15 protein-coding genes and 1 pseudogene are annotated in these 17,352 nt (G+C 62.2%); 12 read left to right on the top strand and 4 right to left on the bottom strand.

Features of this window, described 5'->3' with window-relative positions; translation table 11 throughout:
• The first annotated feature begins 7 nt into the window (after window positions 1–7).
• From PPUTUW4_RS14975 to PPUTUW4_RS14930, 11 genes are all read left to right on the top strand, one after another.
• On the top strand, window positions 8–769 hold the full coding sequence (locus tag PPUTUW4_RS14975; protein WP_015095431.1) for a quinoprotein dehydrogenase-associated SoxYZ-like carrier: 762 nt from the start codon (window positions 8–10) through the stop codon (window positions 767–769).
• A 16-nt stretch (window positions 770–785) separates the two neighbouring features.
• Complete coding sequence (locus PPUTUW4_RS14970; protein ID WP_015095430.1) at window positions 786–1,721, top strand: quinoprotein relay system zinc metallohydrolase 1; 936 nt, start codon at window positions 786–788, stop codon at window positions 1,719–1,721.
• Between the two features lie 284 nt (window positions 1,722–2,005).
• Window positions 2,006–3,781, top strand: coding sequence for a PQQ-dependent methanol/ethanol family dehydrogenase (locus PPUTUW4_RS14965; RefSeq protein WP_015095429.1), 1,776 nt, complete (start codon window positions 2,006–2,008; stop codon window positions 3,779–3,781).
• 241 nt (window positions 3,782–4,022) lie between these two features.
• On the top strand, window positions 4,023–5,543 hold the full coding sequence (locus tag PPUTUW4_RS14960; protein ID WP_015095428.1) for an aldehyde dehydrogenase family protein: 1,521 nt from the start codon (window positions 4,023–4,025) through the stop codon (window positions 5,541–5,543).
• A gap of 259 nt (window positions 5,544–5,802) precedes the next feature.
• Window positions 5,803–5,874, top strand: coding sequence for a pyrroloquinoline quinone precursor peptide PqqA (gene pqqA / locus PPUTUW4_RS28175; protein WP_003253598.1), 72 nt, complete (start codon window positions 5,803–5,805; stop codon window positions 5,872–5,874).
• Between the two features lie 55 nt (window positions 5,875–5,929).
• A complete protein-coding gene (pqqB, locus tag PPUTUW4_RS14955; protein WP_015095427.1) occupies window positions 5,930–6,844 on the top strand; it encodes a pyrroloquinoline quinone biosynthesis protein PqqB in 915 nt (304 codons plus the stop codon).
• A 122-nt stretch (window positions 6,845–6,966) separates the two neighbouring features.
• A complete protein-coding gene (pqqC, locus tag PPUTUW4_RS14950) occupies window positions 6,967–7,719 on the top strand; it encodes a pyrroloquinoline-quinone synthase PqqC (protein ID WP_015095426.1) in 753 nt (250 codons plus the stop codon).
• A complete protein-coding gene (gene pqqD / locus PPUTUW4_RS14945; RefSeq protein ID WP_007972043.1) occupies window positions 7,716–7,988 on the top strand; it encodes a pyrroloquinoline quinone biosynthesis peptide chaperone PqqD in 273 nt (90 codons plus the stop codon). The genes pqqC and pqqD overlap by 4 nt, the downstream gene beginning before the upstream one ends.
• A complete protein-coding gene (pqqE, locus tag PPUTUW4_RS14940; RefSeq protein WP_015095425.1) occupies window positions 7,966–9,108 on the top strand; it encodes a pyrroloquinoline quinone biosynthesis protein PqqE in 1,143 nt (380 codons plus the stop codon). The genes pqqD and pqqE overlap by 23 nt, the downstream gene beginning before the upstream one ends.
• Before the next feature lie 235 nt (window positions 9,109–9,343).
• Window positions 9,344–10,507: an alcohol dehydrogenase-like regulatory protein ErcA gene (gene ercA / locus PPUTUW4_RS14935; RefSeq protein WP_007972176.1), complete on the top strand. Its 1,164-nt coding sequence runs from the start codon at window positions 9,344–9,346 to the stop codon at window positions 10,505–10,507.
• Window positions 10,491–12,227 carry a NahK/ErcS family hybrid sensor histidine kinase/response regulator gene (locus PPUTUW4_RS14930; protein WP_015095424.1) on the top strand — a complete coding sequence of 579 codons (1,737 nt, stop codon included), beginning with the start codon at window positions 10,491–10,493 and terminating at the stop codon, window positions 12,225–12,227. Before ercA ends, PPUTUW4_RS14930 begins: the two co-directional genes overlap by 17 nt.
• Here PPUTUW4_RS14930 and PPUTUW4_RS14925 read toward each other — a convergent pair.
• From PPUTUW4_RS14925 to PPUTUW4_RS14910, 4 genes and pseudogenes are all read right to left on the bottom strand, one after another.
• Entirely contained in the window at window positions 12,203–13,093 is an 891-nt protein-coding gene (locus PPUTUW4_RS14925; RefSeq protein ID WP_015095423.1) for an aldose 1-epimerase, read from the bottom strand. The genes PPUTUW4_RS14930 and PPUTUW4_RS14925 overlap by 25 nt on opposite strands.
• A 5-nt stretch (window positions 13,094–13,098) precedes the next feature.
• A pseudogene (locus PPUTUW4_RS14920) lies at window positions 13,099–13,988 on the bottom strand (SMP-30/gluconolactonase/LRE family protein).
• 52 nt (window positions 13,989–14,040) lie between these two features.
• Window positions 14,041–14,865 carry an NAD(P)-dependent oxidoreductase gene (locus tag PPUTUW4_RS14915; protein WP_015095421.1) on the bottom strand — a complete coding sequence of 275 codons (825 nt, stop codon included), beginning with the start codon at window positions 14,863–14,865 and terminating at the stop codon, window positions 14,041–14,043.
• A gap of 258 nt (window positions 14,866–15,123) precedes the next feature.
• Window positions 15,124–16,419 (bottom strand): OprD family porin, encoded by a 1,296-nt coding sequence (locus PPUTUW4_RS14910; RefSeq protein ID WP_015095420.1) that lies wholly within the window; start codon window positions 16,417–16,419, stop codon window positions 15,124–15,126.
• Between the two features lie 233 nt (window positions 16,420–16,652).
• Here PPUTUW4_RS14910 and PPUTUW4_RS14905 point away from each other — a divergent pair, with 233 nt between their 5' ends.
• Entirely contained in the window at window positions 16,653–17,273 is a 621-nt protein-coding gene (locus PPUTUW4_RS14905; protein ID WP_015095419.1) for a TetR/AcrR family transcriptional regulator, read from the top strand.
• Window positions 17,274–17,352 lie beyond the last annotated feature (79 nt).

Raw genomic sequence — 17,352 nt, 5'->3', positions numbered from 1 at the left:
GCAGGCGATGAAATGGCGAGGGAGTTGTCTGTTGGCCTGCTGGCTGAGCCTGGCGGCACAGGCTGGCGCTATCGATCCTGGCAAAGACCCGGTGCCATCGGTGATGTGGGCTTTCTATCACCAGCAGTTTCTGGGCAATGCGCCGTTCGTTTTCGATGAACGGGTCAAGCTGCTGGCGCCGCCGTTTGCCGAAGATGCCCGGCAGGTGCCGCTGGAAATCGACGCCCGGGCGTTCAAGGGCGAGGTGGTAAGAATCCTCGCCTGGGCAGAACTGAATCCGTTGCCGAAAATCGTCGACTTCCAGCCGCTGGATTCGGTTTTGCCCTGGCTGTCGTTGCGCATTCGCATCGAACAGGCCACGCCCCTGCGCGCGGCGGTGTTGACCCGCGACGGGCTGTGGCATGTCGGCTCGACCCTGATTGACGCCGCAGGTGGCGGTTGCACCGCGCCGAGCCTGGTGCGCACCCAGCCGGGCTGGGAGGAACACATCGGCGAAGTGCTCGGCGGGCGCTATCCCCGGGACGGGTTCAGTCGTTTGCGTTTGCAGGTGGCTCATCCCATGGACAACGGCATGGTCAGCGGCATTCCGGAATTCTTCATCAACCATGCCGAACTGCGCGACCACAACCAGCACGTGCTGGCCCGGCTGGAGCTGTTCCCCGCAGTCAGCGAAAACCCCAACCTGGCCTTCGACATCGAGGGGGCAGGGAAAACACGCCTGTTGCTACGGGACAACAGTGGCAATGAGTTCGATGCGTCGATCCCCTGACCCCAAGGAGCGTGGCATGCGCTGGATCCTGTTGATGGTGTTAAGCGTCAGTCTGCCGGCCCTGGCCGATCTCGACTACTCACTCAAGCCCCGGCAGATCGCCCGGGACACCTGGCTGCTGGAAGGCAGCACCGATAATTTCGCCAAGGCCAACGGCGGCAACATCGTCAACACCGCGTTTATCGTCACTGAACGCGGTGTGGTGGTGATCGACACCGGGCCGTCCCGGCGTTACGGCGAAGCGATGCGCAAGGCCATTGCCGCCACCACCGACAAGCCGGTGATCGAGGTCTTGCTGACCCATCACCACCCGGACCATGTACTGGGCAATCAAGCCTTCACCGACGTGCCGATCGGCGCCCTGGCCGGCACCACCGAGCTGTTGCACCGGCAAGGCGACGCCATGGCCGAGAATATGTACCGAATGGTCGGCGACTGGATGCGTGGCACCGAAGTGGTGCTGCCGACGCAGACGCTGACACCCGGCGTGAAAAGTTTTGGGAATCACGATCTGCGCTTGCTGAGCCTGGGTGGGCATACGGGCTCGGATCTGGCTATTCTCGACCAGCAAACCGGGGTGCTGTATGCCGGGGACCTGGTGTTTTATCAGCGGGCGCTGACCACGCCCAACAGTCCGGGGCTGTCAGTGTGGCTGGCGGACATCGCGACCCTGCAAGGCTTGCCCTGGACGCAGGTTGTGCCGGGCCATGGCCCGGTGGCGAGCGATCGACAACCCTTCGAGCAGATGCGCGATTACCTGAGCTGGCTCGATCAGCTCATGCGCGACGGCGCGGCCAATGGCAGTGATATGGCCGAGATGCTGCGCAGCCCCATCCCCGAACGCTTCGCCGGGATCAGCCTGAGCCGTTATGAACTGATCCGCAGCGTCAGTCATCTGTACCCGCGCTACGAGCGCGAGCGGATGATGCGGGTGGATTCTGCCAGCAAATAGGCGACCACAGATCCCCTGTAGGAGCGAGCCTGCTCGCGATGGACGTTAACGATAACGCTGGCAGCCTGACACCCTGCGGTGTCCTTGAGTCCATCGCGAGCAAGCTCGCTCCTACAGGGGGCCGGTGCTGTTAAAAAAATCTCGTGTCCATCTCCTCCCACCCTGTACCAAGGAACTAGCAATCTCCTCATTGCGGGCAATTGTTGTCAGGGCGGCGGCGCCCAAGAATCTGCACCAGACCGGAAAATTTCCGGACATAACAAAAATCCGCAGAGGAAGCCGTCATGACTCAACCCGCACGTCGCCAGCCCTTCGTCCTGAGCTTGCTGCTCAGTGCCATGCTGTTGTCCGGCCAGGCATTGGCCGGGGTTTCCGACCAGGACATTCTCCAGGACCCGAAGAACCCGGAACAGGTGGTGACCAACGGCCTCGGCGTTCAAGGGCAGCGCTACAGCCCGCTGGATATTCTCAACGTCGACAACGTCAAGGAGCTGCGCCCGGCCTGGGCGTTTTCCTTCGGCGGTGAAAAACAGCGTGGCCAGCAAGCGCAGCCGATGGTCAAGGACGGCGTGATGTACATGACCGGTTCCTACTCCCGGGTCTTCGCCGTGGATGCGCGCACCGGCAAGAAACTCTGGCAATACGATGCGCGCCTGCCCGATGACATCCGCCCTTGCTGCGACGTGATCAACCGTGGCGTCGCGCTGTATGGCGACCTGGTGATCTTCGGCACCCTCGACGCCAAGCTCGTGGCGCTGAACAAGGACACCGGCAAGGTGGTGTGGAGCAAGAAAGTCGCCGACCACAAGGAAGGCTACTCGATCAGCGCCGCGCCGCTGGTGATCAACGGCAAGCTGATTACCGGCGTGGCCGGTGGCGAGTTCGGCGTGGTGGGCAAGATCGAGGCCTACGATCCGAAAAACGGTGATCTGCTGTGGACCCGGCCGACGGTCGAAGGCCATATGGGCTACGTCTACAAGGACGGCAAAGCCGTGGAGAACGGCATCTCCGGCGGCGAGGCGGGCAAGACCTGGCCGGGCGATCTGTGGAAAACCGGCGGTGCGGCCCCTTGGCTTGGCGGTTATTACGATCCGGAAACCAACCTGCTGCTGTTCGGTACCGGCAACCCGGCGCCGTGGAACTCGCACCTGCGCCCTGGCGACAACCTCTACTCCTCATCGCGCCTGGCGCTCAACCCGGACGACGGCACCATCAAGTGGCACTTCCAGAGCACGCCCCACGACGGTTGGGACTACGACGGCGTGAACGAGCTGGTGTCGTTCAACTACAGCGAAGGCGGCAAGGAGATCAAGGCGGCGGCCACGGCCGACCGTAACGGTTTTTTCTACGTGCTGGATCGTACCAACGGCAAATTCATCCGTGGCTTCCCGTTCGTGGACAAGATCACCTGGGCCACCGGCCTGGATAAGGACGGCCGGCCGATCTACAACGAAGCCAGCCGTCCCGGCGCCCCGGGTTCGGAAGTCAAGGGCAGCTCGGTTTTCGTAGCGCCGGCGTTCCTCGGTGCGAAAAACTGGATGCCGATGGCCTACAACCGGGACACCGGGTTGTTCTATGTGCCATCCAACGAATGGGGCATGGACATCTGGAACGAAGGCATTGCCTACAAGAAAGGCGCGGCGTTCCTCGGCGCCGGCTTCACCATCAAGCCGTTGAACGAAGACTACATCGGCGTGCTGCGGGCCATCGATCCGAAAACCGGCAAGGAAGTCTGGCGTCACAAGAATTACGCGCCGCTGTGGGGCGGGGTGCTGACCACCAGGGGCAACCTGGTGTTCACCGGCACGCCTGAAGGTTTCCTGCAGGCGTTCAACGCCAAGACCGGCGAAAAGGTCTGGGAATTCCAGACCGGCTCCGGCGTGCTCGGCTCGCCCATCACCTGGGAAATGGACGGCGAACAGTACGTCTCGGTGCTCTCCGGCTGGGGCGGCGCGGTACCGCTGTGGGGTGGTGAAGTGGCCAAGCGGGTGAAGGACTTCAACCAGGGCGGCATGCTCTGGACGTTCAAGCTGCCCAAGGACCTTGTGGCCAAGCACTGATCCCTTGTGGGAGCGAGCTTGCTCGCGATGTTCGTCAACGATAACGCTGGAAACCTGATACCCCGCGGCGTTCTCGGGTTCATCGCGAGCAGGCTCGCTCCTACAGTGATCTGTGTGAAACCTACGACCAAATAACGAGAGCCCCTCCTGCCAACGACGCATTCGTCTGGTACGCGGGGCTCTCTAGTATCGGCTCATCGCCTGTCAGTACGACAGGCATCGACCCAGACAGAGGCCCACCATGATCTACGCACAACCCGGAACCCCAGGCGCCGTCATTACCTTCAAGCCGCGCTACGGCAACTTCATCGGTGGCGAGTTCGTTGCCCCGATCAATGGCGAGTACTTCACCAACACCTCGCCGGTCAACGGTGAAGTGATCGCCGAATTCCCGCGTTCCAGCGCCGCCGACATCGACAAGGCCCTCGACGCCGCCCATGCCGCTGCCGACGCCTGGGGCAAGACCTCGGCCCAGGACCGCTCCCTGGTGCTGCTGAAGATCGCCGACCGCATCGAGCAGAACCTTGAGGTCCTGGCCGTCACCGAAACCTGGGACAACGGCAAGGCCGTGCGCGAAACCCTGAACGCCGACGTACCGCTGGCGGCCGACCACTTCCGTTACTTCGCCGGCTGCATCCGTGCCCAGGAAGGCGGGGCTGCCGAGATCAACGAGCTGACCACGGCCTATCACTTCCATGAGCCCCTGGGCGTGGTCGGGCAGATCATTCCGTGGAACTTCCCGCTGCTGATGGCCGCCTGGAAACTCGCACCGGCGCTCGCCGCCGGCAACTGCATCGTGCTCAAGCCTGCCGAGCAAACACCGCTGTCGATCATGGTGTTCGCCGAGCTGATCGCTGACCTGCTGCCAGCGGGCGTGCTGAACATCGTCCAGGGCTTCGGTCGCGAAGCCGGCGAGGCCCTGGCCACCAGCAAGCGCATCGCCAAGATCGCCTTCACCGGTTCGACCCCGGTGGGTGCGCACATCATGCATTGCGCCGCCGAGAACATCATCCCGAGCACCGTCGAACTGGGTGGCAAGTCGCCGAACATCTTCTTCGAGGACATCATGAACGCGGAACCGGCGTTCATCGAAAAAGCCGCCGAAGGCCTGGTGCTGGCGTTCTTCAACCAGGGCGAAGTCTGCACCTGCCCGTCCCGGGCGCTGGTGCAGGAGTCGATCTACGAGCCGTTCATGGCCGAGGTGATGAAGAAGATCGCCAGGATCAAGCGCGGCAACCCGCTGGACACCGAGACCATGGTCGGCGCCCAGGCGTCCGAGCAGCAATACGACAAGATCCTCTCGTACCTGACCATTGCCCAGGAAGAGGGCGCCGAACTGCTCACCGGCGGCGCGGCCGAGCGTCTGGAGGGCGACCTGTCCAGCGGTTACTACATCCAGCCGACCCTGCTCAAGGGCCACAACAAGATGCGCGTGTTCCAGGAAGAAATCTTCGGCCCGGTGGTGGGTGTCACCACCTTCAAGGACGAAGCCGAAGCCCTGGCGATTGCCAACGACAGCGAGTTCGGACTCGGCGCCGGTCTGTGGACCCGCGACATCAACCGCGCCTACCGCATGGGCCGGGCGATCAAGGCCGGACGGGTGTGGACCAACTGCTACCACCTGTACCCGGCGCATGCGGCGTTCGGCGGGTACAAGAAGTCCGGCGTCGGCCGGGAAAACCACAAGATGATGCTCGACCACTATCAGCAGACCAAAAACCTGCTGGTGAGCTACGACATCAATCCGCTGGGGTTCTTCTGATCACTCAAGAACACTGAAAAACCTGTGGGAGCGAGCTTGCTCGCGATGAGGCCAGCACATTCAACATCTCGGTTGACTGTTGCTCCGTCATCGCGAGCAAGCTCGCTCCCACATGGGTAGGTGGGGGGGGCTGGAAATTTGCGCAACACCCCCTACCAAATCACCCCGCCAACTCCTTCGAAAGTAGCATTCGGGCGCCCGATGCCCCGTGCATTAATGGCTCTACCGGAATCACCCGGCACAAGAAGAGGAATGACCCATGTGGACTAAACCCGCGTTTACCGATCTGCGCATTGGCTTCGAAGTGACGATGTATTTCGCCAACCGTTGATTGATCACCCGGCCAGCCGATGGGTTGGCCGGGCCTGCCTTCCGGAGCATCTGCCATGCACATCCGCGTTCTCGGTTCCGCCGCTGGCGGTGGTTTTCCGCAATGGAACTGCAACTGCCGCCAGTGCGCCGGTGTGCGCAATGGCAGCCTGCGGGCCCAGCGCCGTACGCAGTCGTCGATTGCCCTGAGTGACGACGGTGTGGAGTGGGTGCTGTGCAACGCGTCACCGGACATTCGCGCGCAACTCGAGAGTTTTGCGCCTCTGCAACCGGCGCGGCGCCTGCGTGACAGCGCCATCGCCGGCATCGTGCTGCTGGACAGCCAGATCGACCATTGCACCGGTTTGCTCAGCTTGCGCGAAGGCTGCCCCCATGACGTCTGGTGCACCGAGCGTGTGCATCAGGACCTGAGCAGCGGTTTCCCGTTGTTCAACATGCTCGGACACTGGAACGGCGGACTGCAATGGCAACCGGTCGGCCTCGATCGCCAGCCGTTCGGCATAGCGGCCTGCGGGCATTTGCAATTTCGCGCGATTCCCCTGGTGAGTAACGCGCCGCCGTATTCGCCCAATCGCGGCAACCCGCAACCAGGCGACACCATTGGCCTGTTCATCGAAGACCTGCGCAGCGGTGCCTCGCTGTTCTATGCGCCGGGCCTTGGCCGAATCGACGATGAAGTGCTGGGCTGGATGCAGCGTGCCGATTGCCTGCTGCTGGACGGCACCCTGTGGCGCGACGACGAGATGCGTATCTGCGAAGTCGGCCAGAGCCTGGGCAGCGAAATGGGGCACCTCCCACAAAGCGGCCCCGGCGGGATGCTGGACGTGCTGGCGGGTTTCAACCGCCAGCGCAAGGTGCTGATCCACATCAACAACACCAATCCCATTCTCGATGAAGACTCGGCCGAGCGGGCTTTGCTGGAGCGGCGGGGGATCGAAGTGGCTTATGACGGCATGAGTATTGAGCTGTAGCGGCTGGCCCCTTCGCGAGCAGGCTCGCTCCCACAGGGGGGAGCACCGCCTGTTCAATGTGGGAGCGAGCCTGCTCGCGAAGAGGCCTGACCAGGCACCGCAGAGCTTCCCGGAGAACCGCAATGACTGACAACGCAATGACCCCCAGCGAATTCGAAGCCGCCCTGCGCGCCAAGGGCGCCTACTACCACATCCACCATCCTTTCCATCAAGCCATGTACGCCGGCCGCGCCAGCCGCGAGCAGATCCAGGGCTGGGTCGCCAATCGCTTCTACTATCAGATCAACATTCCCCTGAAGGACGCCGCGATTCTCGCCAACTGCCCGGACCGCGACGTGCGCCGGGAGTGGCTGCAACGGATTCTCGACCACGATGGCGTCCCCGGCAGCGAGGGTGGAATCGAAGCCTGGCTGCGCCTGGGCGAGGCTGTGGGCCTGGATCGCGAGCAGATCCTCTCCCAGGAACTGGTGCTGCCCGGCGTGCGTTTCGCCGTGGACGCCTACGTCAATTTCGCCCGTCGCGCCTGCTGGCAGGAAGCGGCCAGCAGTTCGCTGACCGAACTCTTTGCCCCACAGATCCATCAGTCGCGACTCGATGCCTGGCCGACCCATTACCCGTGGATCGACGTCGCCGGCTACGACTATTTCCGCACGCGCCTGAGTCAGGCACGGCGCGATGTCGAGCATGGGTTGCGCATCACTCTCGCGCACTACGTGACCGCCGAAGGCCAGCAACGCATGCTGCAGATCCTGCAGTTCAAACTCGACGTGCTGTGGAGCATGCTCGATGCCATGAGCATGGCCTACGAACTTGCGCGCCCGCCGTATCACACGGTTACCGGCGACAACGTCTGGCATCGGGGGATCGCCCTGTGAGCCTGATCGATCGCCAGCAGTCACCGGCCTTGCGTCGCGGTTTTCGTCTGCAATGGGAGCCCCGTCAGGACTGCCATGTGCTGCTGTACCCCGAAGGCATGATCAAGCTCAACGCCAGTGCCGGGCAGATTCTCGACCTGGTGGATGGCCAGCGCAGCGTGGCGGCGATCATTGAGCGATTGAGCGCGAATTTCCCCGGCGTACCCGGGATCGACGAAGACGTGCTGGCGTTTCTGGAGGTAGCCCATGCGCAATTCTGGATCGAGTGAGATGCTGCCCGGACCGCCGTTGTGGCTGCTCGCCGAGCTGACATACCGCTGTCCGTTGCAGTGCCCCTATTGCTCCAATCCGTTGGACTTTGCCCGGCACGGCGAGGAACTGAGCACGCAAGAATGGATTCGCGTATTTCGCGAGGCGCGGGACATGGGCGCCGCGCAATTGGGCTTTTCCGGTGGTGAGCCGCTGGTGCGCCAGGACCTCGCCGAACTGATCAAGGCCGCCCGGGACATGGGCTATTACACCAATCTGATCACCTCCGGCATCGGCCTGACCGAGCAGAAGGTGCGCGACTTCAAGGTGGCCGGGCTGGATCATATCCAGATCAGCTTCCAGGCCGCCGACGAAGCGGTGAACAACATGCTCGCCGGTTCGCGCAAGGCCTTTGCCCAGAAACTCGCCATGGCCCGTGCGGTGAAAGCCCAGGGCTATCCGATGGTGCTGAACTTCGTCACCCATCGGCACAACATCGACCGGATCGCGCAGATCATCGAGCTGTGCCTGGAGCTGGAGGCGGACTTTGTCGAATTGGCCACCTGCCAGTTCTACGGCTGGGCTGAACTCAACCGCGTCGGCCTGCTGCCCACCCGCCAGCAATTGCAGCGCGCCGAGCGCATCACTAACCAATACCGCGAACGCCTTGAAGCCCAGGGCCACCCGTGCAAGCTGATCTTCGTCACCCCGGACTACTACGAGGAACGTCCCAAGACCTGCATGAACGGCTGGGCCAACCTGTTTCTCGACATCACCCCCGACGGCACCGCCTTGCCTTGCCACAGCGCCCGGCAGTTGCCGGTAGCGTTTCCCAACGTGCGCGAGCACAGCCTCTCGCACATCTGGAACGATTCGTTCGGCTTCAATCGTTTTCGCGGCGACGACTGGATGAAGGAGCCGTGCCGCTCCTGCGACGAAAAACACAAGGACCTGGGCGGGTGCCGCTGCCAGGCGTTCATGCTGACTGGTGATGCCGCCAATGCCGACCCGGTGTGCAGCAAGTCGCCCCATCACGGGGTGATCCTCAAGGCCCGCGAGGAAGCCGAGGCGCCGGGGTTGGGGATGGAGCATCTGACGCTGCGCAACGCGAAGGCTTCGCAGCTGATCTACCGCGGCTAGTCCAGTGACACAGATCCCTGTGGGAGCGAGCTTGCTCGCGATGAGGGCGGCACATTCAACATTGATGTCGACTGTGAGGCAGCTATCGCGGGCAAGCCCGCTCCCACAGGGGATCTGCGGTGAATACAGAATGTGAGCACACCCCAGGCAGTGCTACCCATTGGTCTGATTGCATTCACAGCTGGATGGTTTAGTGTGGTTTCTACCTTCCAAAACAATAAAAACAGGCTTTCCAATGAGCCAGAGTCTCAACCAGTTGCGCAAGTTCGTTTCCCCCGAAATCATCTTCGGTGCCGGTAGCCGGCACAGTGTCGGCAATTACGCCAAGACCTTTGGCGCACGCAAGGTCCTGGTGGTCAGTGACCCCGGCGTGATCGCCGCCGGTTGGGTCGCCGATGTCGAGGCCAGCCTGCAGGCGCTGGGCATCGAGTACTGCCTGTACAGCGATGTCTCGCCGAACCCGCGGGTTGAAGAAGTGATGCTCGGTGCCGAGATGTACCGGGAAAACCACTGCGACGTGATCGTCGCCGTGGGTGGCGGCAGCCCGATGGACTGCGGCAAAGGCATCGGCATTGTCGTCGCCCATGGCCGCAGCATTCTCGATTTCGAGGGCGTGGATACCATCCGCGTGCCCAGCCCGCCGCTGATCCTGATTCCGACCACCGCCGGCACCTCGGCCGATGTCTCGCAATTCGTGATCATTTCCAATCAGCAGGAGCGCATGAAGTTCTCCATCGTCAGCAAGGCCGTGGTGCCGGATGTTTCGCTGATCGACCCGGAAACCACACTGAGCATGGATCCGTTCCTGTCGGCCTGCACCGGCATCGACGCCTTGGTGCATGCCATCGAAGCCTTCGTGTCCACCGGCCACGGACCGTTGACCGATCCTCATGCGCTGGAGGCGATGCGCCTGATCAATGGCAACCTGGTGCAGATGATCGCCAACCCGAGCGACATCGCCCTGCGTGAGAAGATCATGCTCGGCAGCATGCAGGCCGGGCTGGCGTTCTCCAACGCCATCCTGGGCGCGGTGCATGCCATGTCCCACAGCCTCGGCGGCTTTCTCGACCTGCCCCACGGCCTGTGCAACGCGGTGCTCGTCGAGCATGTGGTGGCCTTCAATTACAACTCGGCACCAGAGCGTTTCAAGGTGATCGCCGAGACGTTCGGCATCGACTGCCGGGGCCTGAATCACCGGCAGATCTGCGGGCGCCTGGTCGAACACCTGATCGCCCTCAAGCACGCCATCGGTTTTCACGAAACCCTCGGCTTGCATGGCGTCAGGACCTCGGACATTCCGTTCCTGTCGCAACATGCGATGCACGATCCGTGCATCCTGACCAACCCGCGCGAATCCAGCCAGCGTGATGTCGAGGTCGTCTATGGCGAAGCCCTCTGACGAGCAACAACGGGCCCTGACCGGGCTGCTGGGGCTGGGCAGCCATTCTGCGCGCAAGAGTCATTACCCGGAACTGGCCGCGCGCCTGGATGATCTGGAAGCCGAGCGCAACCGCTACAAGTGGCTGTTCGAAAACGCGGTGCACGGGATCTTCCAGGCCAGCCTGCACGATGGCATGCGCGCCGCCAACCCGGCGCTGGCACACATGCTCGGCTACCAGGACCCGCAGGAGGTGCTGTTCTCCCTGACCGACCTGGGCAGCACCCTGTTCGTCGACGGCGCGCAGGAACTGGAAGCCATCGGCGAAATTCTCAGGCACCAGCGCAGCCTGCACGGCTATGAAACCCGCTTGCGGCGCAAGGACGGCAGTCACCTGGATGTGTTGATGAACCTGCTGCTCAAGCCCGGCCAGGAAGGCCTGGTGGAAGGGTTCGTCTCCGATATCACCGAGCGCAAGCTGGCCCAGCGACGCCTGCAGCAACTCAATGACGAACTGGAGCAGCGCGTCGTCGCGCGCACCGATGAATTGCTCGAAGCCAACCGTAACCTTCAGCAGCAGATCACCCAGCGTAAACAGATTGCCAAGGCCTTGCGCGATGCCCGCGATGCCGCCGAGGCCGCCAACCACAGCAAGGACAAATACCTCGCCGCCGCCAGCCACGACCTGCTGCAACCGCTGAACGCCGCGCGGTTGCTGATTTCGACCTTGCGCGAACGCAAGTTGCCGCAAGCTGAACAGGTGCTGGTGGAGCGCACTCACCAGGCCCTGGAAGGTGCCGAAGACCTGCTGACGGATTTGCTGGACATTTCCCGGCTCGATCAGGCCGCGGTCAAGCCGGACGTTGCGTTGTACCGCCTCGACGAACTGCTGGGGCCTCTGGTGTCGGAGTTCCAGTCCGTCGCCCAGGCGGCTGGCTTGAACCTGCGGGTGCACATGGCCGATTACGCCATCAGCACCGACTTGCGCCTGATGACGCGGATCCTGCGCAACTTCCTCAGCAATGCCTGCCGCTACACCGATGAAGGCAGCATCCTGCTGGCGGCAAGGCGTCGGGGCGAGATGTTGCGCCTGGAGGTCTGGGACACCGGGCGTGGCATCGCCGCCGACCGGCTCGATTCGATCTTCCTCGAGTTCAACCAACTGGACGTCGGCCGCGCCGCCGACCGCAAGGGCGTGGGCCTGGGGTTGGCGATTGTCGAGCGCATCGCCAAGATCCTTGGCTGCAGGATTGGCGTTCACTCGTTGCCGGGGCGGGGTTCGATGTTCAGCATCGAGGTGCCGTTATCCGACGAGGTTCCATTGCCCGTGAGCCAGGCGGTGCCACAGCCGGGCACCGGCAACCCGTTGCCGGGACGCCGTTTACTGGTGATCGACAACGAAGTGAGCATTCTCCAGAGCATGGGCGCGTTGCTCGGGCAGTGGGGCTGCGACGTTCTGGTCGCCACCGATGAAGCGGCTGCGCTGGAGGCATTAGGCGGGCAGGCGCCGGAACTGATTCTCGCGGACTACCACCTCGATCACGGGGTGGTCGGCTGTGATGTGGTGCGACATTTGCGCGAGCATTTCCACCAGGACATTCCCGCGGTGATCATTACTGCCGACCGCACCGACCATTGTCGGCGTGCATTGCAGCGGCTCAACGCCCCCTTGCTGAACAAACCGGTGAAGCCCGGCAAGTTGCGAGCGGTGTTGAGTCAACTGTTGGGGGCATCTGCCTGATACGACCGATACTGCAGGGTCAAACCCAGTTCGATGGCTTGACCTTGCTCCAGCAAACGCAACCCCGGCCGACCGGGCAGGTGGTGCGCGTTGACCGGGTGGCTCACCGGTTCGATGCAGAAAAATTCCAGGCCCACGGGGCAGTAGAGCAGGTAGTAATCGCTACCGGTGGCCTGGCAGTCCAGTTCGTATCCGAGGTCGGGCTGGCGGATCAGGCAGTGGCCGTTCCATTCGCAGAAGCCGTTGTCCACGAGCGATTCGGGCAATGGCTTGAGCTGCTGAAAATCCCACTCGACCGGCAATGCGCTGAGTTGCGTCGGTAGTTTTTTCTCGTTGCACAACCATACCTCGCGAGCCGCGGCCTGCAGTCGGGTGTTGGCGGTGCGCGGCAGATACGGATGCAGGCCCAGACCATGCCAGGCGGCAGGTTCAGCCAGATGGGTGACGCTCAGTTCGATGCTCAGCTTGCCCTGGCTCAGATGGAAACGCTGGCGGGCGCGATAGGCGAAAGGGGTTGTGCTGTCGAGTTGCAGGACCACTTCATTTTCCGACCGGGAAACCACATCCCACGCCTGCTGCCAGGCGCTGCCATGGATCGGCAGGGGATCGGTGAGGCTGTTGGGCGCCAGTGCCAGCCAGCCATCGGGGCAATCGAAACCGCCTTCGGCAATGCGGTTGGACCAGGGGATCAAGGGAAAGCAGCCGAGCTTGCCGGGCAGGCCGGTGTTCAGGGCGTGCTCATCGGCGTGGCGCAGCAAGGGCTGTCCGCTGCTGCGCACGGTCCAGTTGACGATGCTGGCGCCGAGTTCGGGGGCGAGTGTCAGCTGAGTGTATTCGTCTTCGAGCTCGAGAAGTGCGGGCGTCATCGTCATCACTGATCCTGAAATCGCGGTTCCGGCAATCCCTTCACGCCAGGATCGAGCGCGAACACCCCCCGGCCAGTGACTGCGGGTCATGGTCGTCGCCGGGGCGGATCGAGGTCACGAAGAGCGTGTCCAGTCGAGGGCCACCGAAGGCGCACATGGTGGGTTTTTTCACCGGTACGGCCAGAGAAAGGTCTAGCCGGCCGTCGGGGGTAAAACGGTGGATCAAGCCGGCGTCGTTGGCGCAAATCCAGTAGCAGCCATCGGCGTCCACCGCCGCACCGTCGGGTCGACCTTCGTGCCGGTTCATGTCAACGAACACGCGGCGGTTGGAAGGGGTGCCGGTTTCGGTGTCGTAGTCGAAGGCCCAGATCTGCTGGATCTGCGGATGGGAGTCGGACAGGTACATCGTGCGCCCGTCCGGGCTGAAACCCAGGCCGTTGGGCACGATGAACCCGCTCAGCCGGGAATCGAGCGGCCCGCGTTGCCCGGCGCTGTAGCGGTACAACGTGCCGTTGGCGGCGTTGGCGCCCATGTTCAGCACCATGCTGCCGGCCCAGAAGCGTCCTTGGCGATCGCAGCGGCCGTCGTTCAGGCGCATGTCGGCGCGGGCATGGTTGACGTGGGCCAAGGGTTCACTGTCGAGGCTGCCGTCGTTGCGCGGATGCACACGGAAGAACCCGCTTTCCATGCCGGTGACCCAGCCGCCGTCGGCATGAGGCGCGATGCAAGCGAGCATCTGCGGGGTTTTCCAGGTAGTCACCTGCCCGGTGTCGGCACTCCAGCGCTGTAAACCGCCGGCGGGAATATCGACCCAGTACAGAGCGCTTTCCTCAGGCACCCAGACCGGGCTTTCACCGACTGCGTTACGGGCGTCGACAATCAATTCAGCTTGCATGGCAACTCATTCCCTTGGTTTTTGTTGTGGGGATCAAGCGGGGCGCGAAGGTTCAGTCACCGAACGGGCCGGCTACGCAAAAGGCGCCGCCCTGGTACAGCCGCGCCGGATCATCGGCGGCAGGCATCGGCTGGGCTTCGATTTTTTCGCGGAACTGTTCGGAGCTGTCCTGCGCGACAAAACCCAGGGCTGTAGCGTAGCGGTTGTCCCACCAGACGTCCTTGTTGTCGGACACGCCGTAGACCACGGTGTGGCCGACGTTCGGGGTGTACAAGGCGCGTTCGAGCAGTTGCGTCAGGTCGCCGAAACTCAGCCAGGTGCTCATCATCCGCCGGTTGTGCGGCTCGGGGAACGAGGAGCCGATGCGCACGCTGACGGTCTCGATGCCATAGCGGTCGAAGTAGAACGTGGCCATGTCCTCGCCATAGGACTTGGACAGACCGTAGTAGCTGTCGGGGCGGCGAGGGGAGTGGGCGTCGATGACTTCGTTCTGCCGGTAGAAGCCGATCACATGGTTGGAACTGGCGAAGATCACCCGCTTCACCCCATGGCGGCGCGCGGCTTCGTAGATGTGGAACACGCCGCAGATGTTGGCGCCGAGGATCTCTTCGAACGAGTGCTCGGTCGACACGCCGCCGAAGTGCAGGATCGCGTCCACGCCTTCGACCAGTTGATGCACCGCTTGCTTGTCGGCGAGGTCGCACGGCATCACTTCTTCGCGATCATCGATGGCGGGCGCAATGTCTGCGATGTCCGACAGGCGAATGACATTGGCGTAAGGGCGCAGGCTTTCGCGCAAGACTTTGCCGAGGCCACCGGCGGCGCCGGTCAGCAGCAGGCGGTTGAAAGGGGGGCGGGCGGTTGCTGTGGTCGTCATGGGAATCCTGGGTGCGCGGTTGTTGTTATTGATTTGTTGTAGGTTGTCGTATGACTTGGTTGAAGTATCGTTAGGTTTTCCGCTGCTTGTCAACGCGGCATGGGTGGAAATTGACGGAGGGTCGGCTTGTTCGTCCTGTAGGAGCGAGCCTGCTCGCGATGAACCTGAGAACGCCACGGGGTATCAGGTTTCCAGCGTTATCGTTGACGACCATCGCGAGCAAGCTCGCTCCTACAGGGGGGTATTTGATCCCGGGAGTTACAACAACGAAATCGGATAGCTGATGAAAATGCGGTTTTCATCGAATTCGTTGGTGCTGAAACTCTTGCGGATACTCGCGTTACGCCATTTCACGTTGAGGTTTTTCAGCGCACCGCTCTGCACCGTGTAGGCCAGTTCGGATTCGCGGCCCCATTCCTTGCCGTCGGTGATCGCGCCGGTGTGCACGTTGTCACCGCTGATGTAGCGGTTCATCAGGGTCAGGCCGGGAATGCCGAGGGCGACGAAGTTGTAGTCGTGGCGTACCTGCCAGGATCTCTCCCGGGCGTTGTCATAGCTGGAGTTGTAGCTGTCGTTGGCCAGGGTGCCGCCGCTGGTGCCGTTGACCCGCATCCACACGTCGTCGCCGGTGAGTTTTTGCAGGCCGACATAGAAGGTGTTGCCGCCATATTTGGCCGAGAGCAGGGCAAACGCGGTCTTGTTGTCGAGATCACCGGCCTTGGCGCTGCCGTCTTCCTTGCCGATGAAGTAGCCCAGGTTGGCGCCCAGGGTCCAGTCACCGACGGGCTGACTGTGGGTCAGGTTGAAGTATTGCTGCTGGTAAATGTCGCTGAGCTCCGAGTACCAGACGCCGACCTGCGTGCGCTTTTCATTGAACGCGTATTCACCGCCGCCGAAGTTGAAACGGTCGGAGGTGAACGCGGTTTTTCCGTTCATGAACATGTCTTCCATGCTCGCGTCATTGCGCGGGCTGTTTTTCTGGAATTGACCGCCATACAGCGTCAGGCCGCTGATTTCGGTGGACGTCACCTGGGCGCCCTGGAAGGTCTGCGGCAGTGAGCGGCCATCGTCGGAACGCAGGATCGGCAGCACCGGCATCCATTCGCCGACCTTCAACTCGGTTTTCGAAATCTTGCCTTTAAGCGCCACGCCCAGGCGGCCGAAATTGTCGGCGGGGCGGCCGTCGTCGTGGATCGGCAACAGCTGCGTGCCGCCAGTGCCCTTGCCGCCATCGAGCTTCTGCGAATACAGGCCCAGTACATCGACACCGAAACCCACGGTGCCCTGGGTGAACCCGGACCTGGCATCGAGGATGAAGTTTTGCGTCCACTCTTCAGCCTTGCCCTGGGGGTAGGCCGGGTTGGTGTAGTTGCGGTTGATGTAGGCGTTACGCAGGTTCAGCGTGGCCTTGGCGTCGTCGGTGAAACCTGCGGCTTGGCCTGTGATGGGCAAGGCGAGGGCCAGCCCGCTGCAGCCGATCAGGCTCAGGGTATGACGACGAGAAAGGTATGCACGCGAAGAACGGGCGGACGAATTGCGGACGAGCTTGCTCATGGTGACGCTCCCTTGTTTCTTGTTTTTATAGTTGTCATACGTCGTCGTACAACATTGCGGGCGATATTTGCGGGATTTTTGTGGGTTGTCAATCGGAAGTTATACGATGACTTGTGGCGGGGTGGATTAGACTCTCAGCTTTCTGACTGCGGCTGTACGGAGATTCGTTTTCCCCTGTCGCCGCAGTCCAGAGCGGATGCTAGTCTTGCTCAACGCTGTTGTCGGGGACCCGCATGGGCAATCACAAGATCGAGATTCGTCGCAGTAACGTCGAAAAAATCCTGCTGGGGGCGGAAAAGGTCTTCGCTGAAAAGGGCTTCGGCAGCACGGCCATGGCCGACATCGCCGCGCAAGTGCAACTGCCGCGTTCCAACCTGCATTACTACTTCAGCACCAAGACCGAACTGTACAGCGCAGTGCTGTTCGATTTGCTGGAAGTCTGGAAGCAGGACGCGCTGTGCTTCGAGATGTTCGACGACCCGCGCGTGGTGCTCAGCAGCTACATCCGCGCCAAGATGAACCATTCCCGCAGCCGGCCTTATGGGTCGAAAGTCTGGGCCAACGAAATCATCCACGGCGCGCCGACCCTCGGCGCAGCGCTGGATGCGAGCCTGTACGACTGGGCCAAGATGAAGGAAGCGAAAATCCGCCAGTGGGTGGACGACAAACGCATCCTGCCGGTGGAGCCGTCGAGCCTGCTGTACATGATCTGGGCCTCGACCCAGCACTATGCCGACTTCGATCACCAGGTGAATATTCTCAACGACCACCAGCCGCTGTCGGACATGCAATTTGAAAAAGCAGTGCAGACGGTGACCAGTGTGATTTTGCGGGGGATCGGGTTGGAGCCTTGAGATTTTTGTTGTAGCTGCCGACGCCATCGCGAGCAAGCTCGCTCCCACAGGGGATCTCAGTGTTAATACGATCCCTGTG

The organism is Pseudomonas sp. UW4, assembly GCF_000316175.1.
GTDB lineage: Bacteria > Pseudomonadota > Gammaproteobacteria > Pseudomonadales > Pseudomonadaceae > Aquipseudomonas > Aquipseudomonas laurylsulfatiphila.
Note: the sequence above shows the minus strand (reverse complement) of the source record. Positions and strands in the feature narration are given on the sequence as shown.

What these genes read in the sequence shown, in the direction of transcription:
- PPUTUW4_RS14975 (WP_015095431.1), top strand. Translation starts at nt 8, where the DNA reads ATGAAATGGCGAGGGAGTTGTCTGTTGGCCTGCTGGCTGAGCCTGGCG.
- PPUTUW4_RS14970 (WP_015095430.1), top strand. Translation starts at nt 786, where the DNA reads ATGCGCTGGATCCTGTTGATGGTGTTAAGCGTCAGTCTGCCGGCCCTG.
- PPUTUW4_RS14965 (WP_015095429.1), top strand. Translation starts at nt 2,006, where the DNA reads ATGACTCAACCCGCACGTCGCCAGCCCTTCGTCCTGAGCTTGCTGCTC.
- PPUTUW4_RS14960 (WP_015095428.1), top strand. Translation starts at nt 4,023, where the DNA reads ATGATCTACGCACAACCCGGAACCCCAGGCGCCGTCATTACCTTCAAG.
- pqqB (WP_015095427.1), top strand. Translation starts at nt 5,930, where the DNA reads ATGCACATCCGCGTTCTCGGTTCCGCCGCTGGCGGTGGTTTTCCGCAA.
- pqqC (WP_015095426.1), top strand. Translation starts at nt 6,967, where the DNA reads ATGACTGACAACGCAATGACCCCCAGCGAATTCGAAGCCGCCCTGCGC.
- pqqE (WP_015095425.1), top strand. Translation starts at nt 7,966, where the DNA reads ATGCGCAATTCTGGATCGAGTGAGATGCTGCCCGGACCGCCGTTGTGG.
- ercA (WP_007972176.1), top strand. Translation starts at nt 9,344, where the DNA reads ATGAGCCAGAGTCTCAACCAGTTGCGCAAGTTCGTTTCCCCCGAAATC.
- PPUTUW4_RS14930 (WP_015095424.1), top strand. Translation starts at nt 10,491, where the DNA reads ATGGCGAAGCCCTCTGACGAGCAACAACGGGCCCTGACCGGGCTGCTG.
- PPUTUW4_RS14925 (WP_015095423.1), bottom strand. Translation starts at nt 13,093, where the DNA reads ATGACGCCCGCACTTCTCGAGCTCGAAGACGAATACACTCAGCTGACA.
- PPUTUW4_RS14915 (WP_015095421.1), bottom strand. Translation starts at nt 14,865, where the DNA reads ATGACGACCACAGCAACCGCCCGCCCCCCTTTCAACCGCCTGCTGCTG.
- PPUTUW4_RS14910 (WP_015095420.1), bottom strand. Translation starts at nt 16,419, where the DNA reads ATGAGCAAGCTCGTCCGCAATTCGTCCGCCCGTTCTTCGCGTGCATAC.
- PPUTUW4_RS14905 (WP_015095419.1), top strand. Translation starts at nt 16,653, where the DNA reads ATGGGCAATCACAAGATCGAGATTCGTCGCAGTAACGTCGAAAAAATC.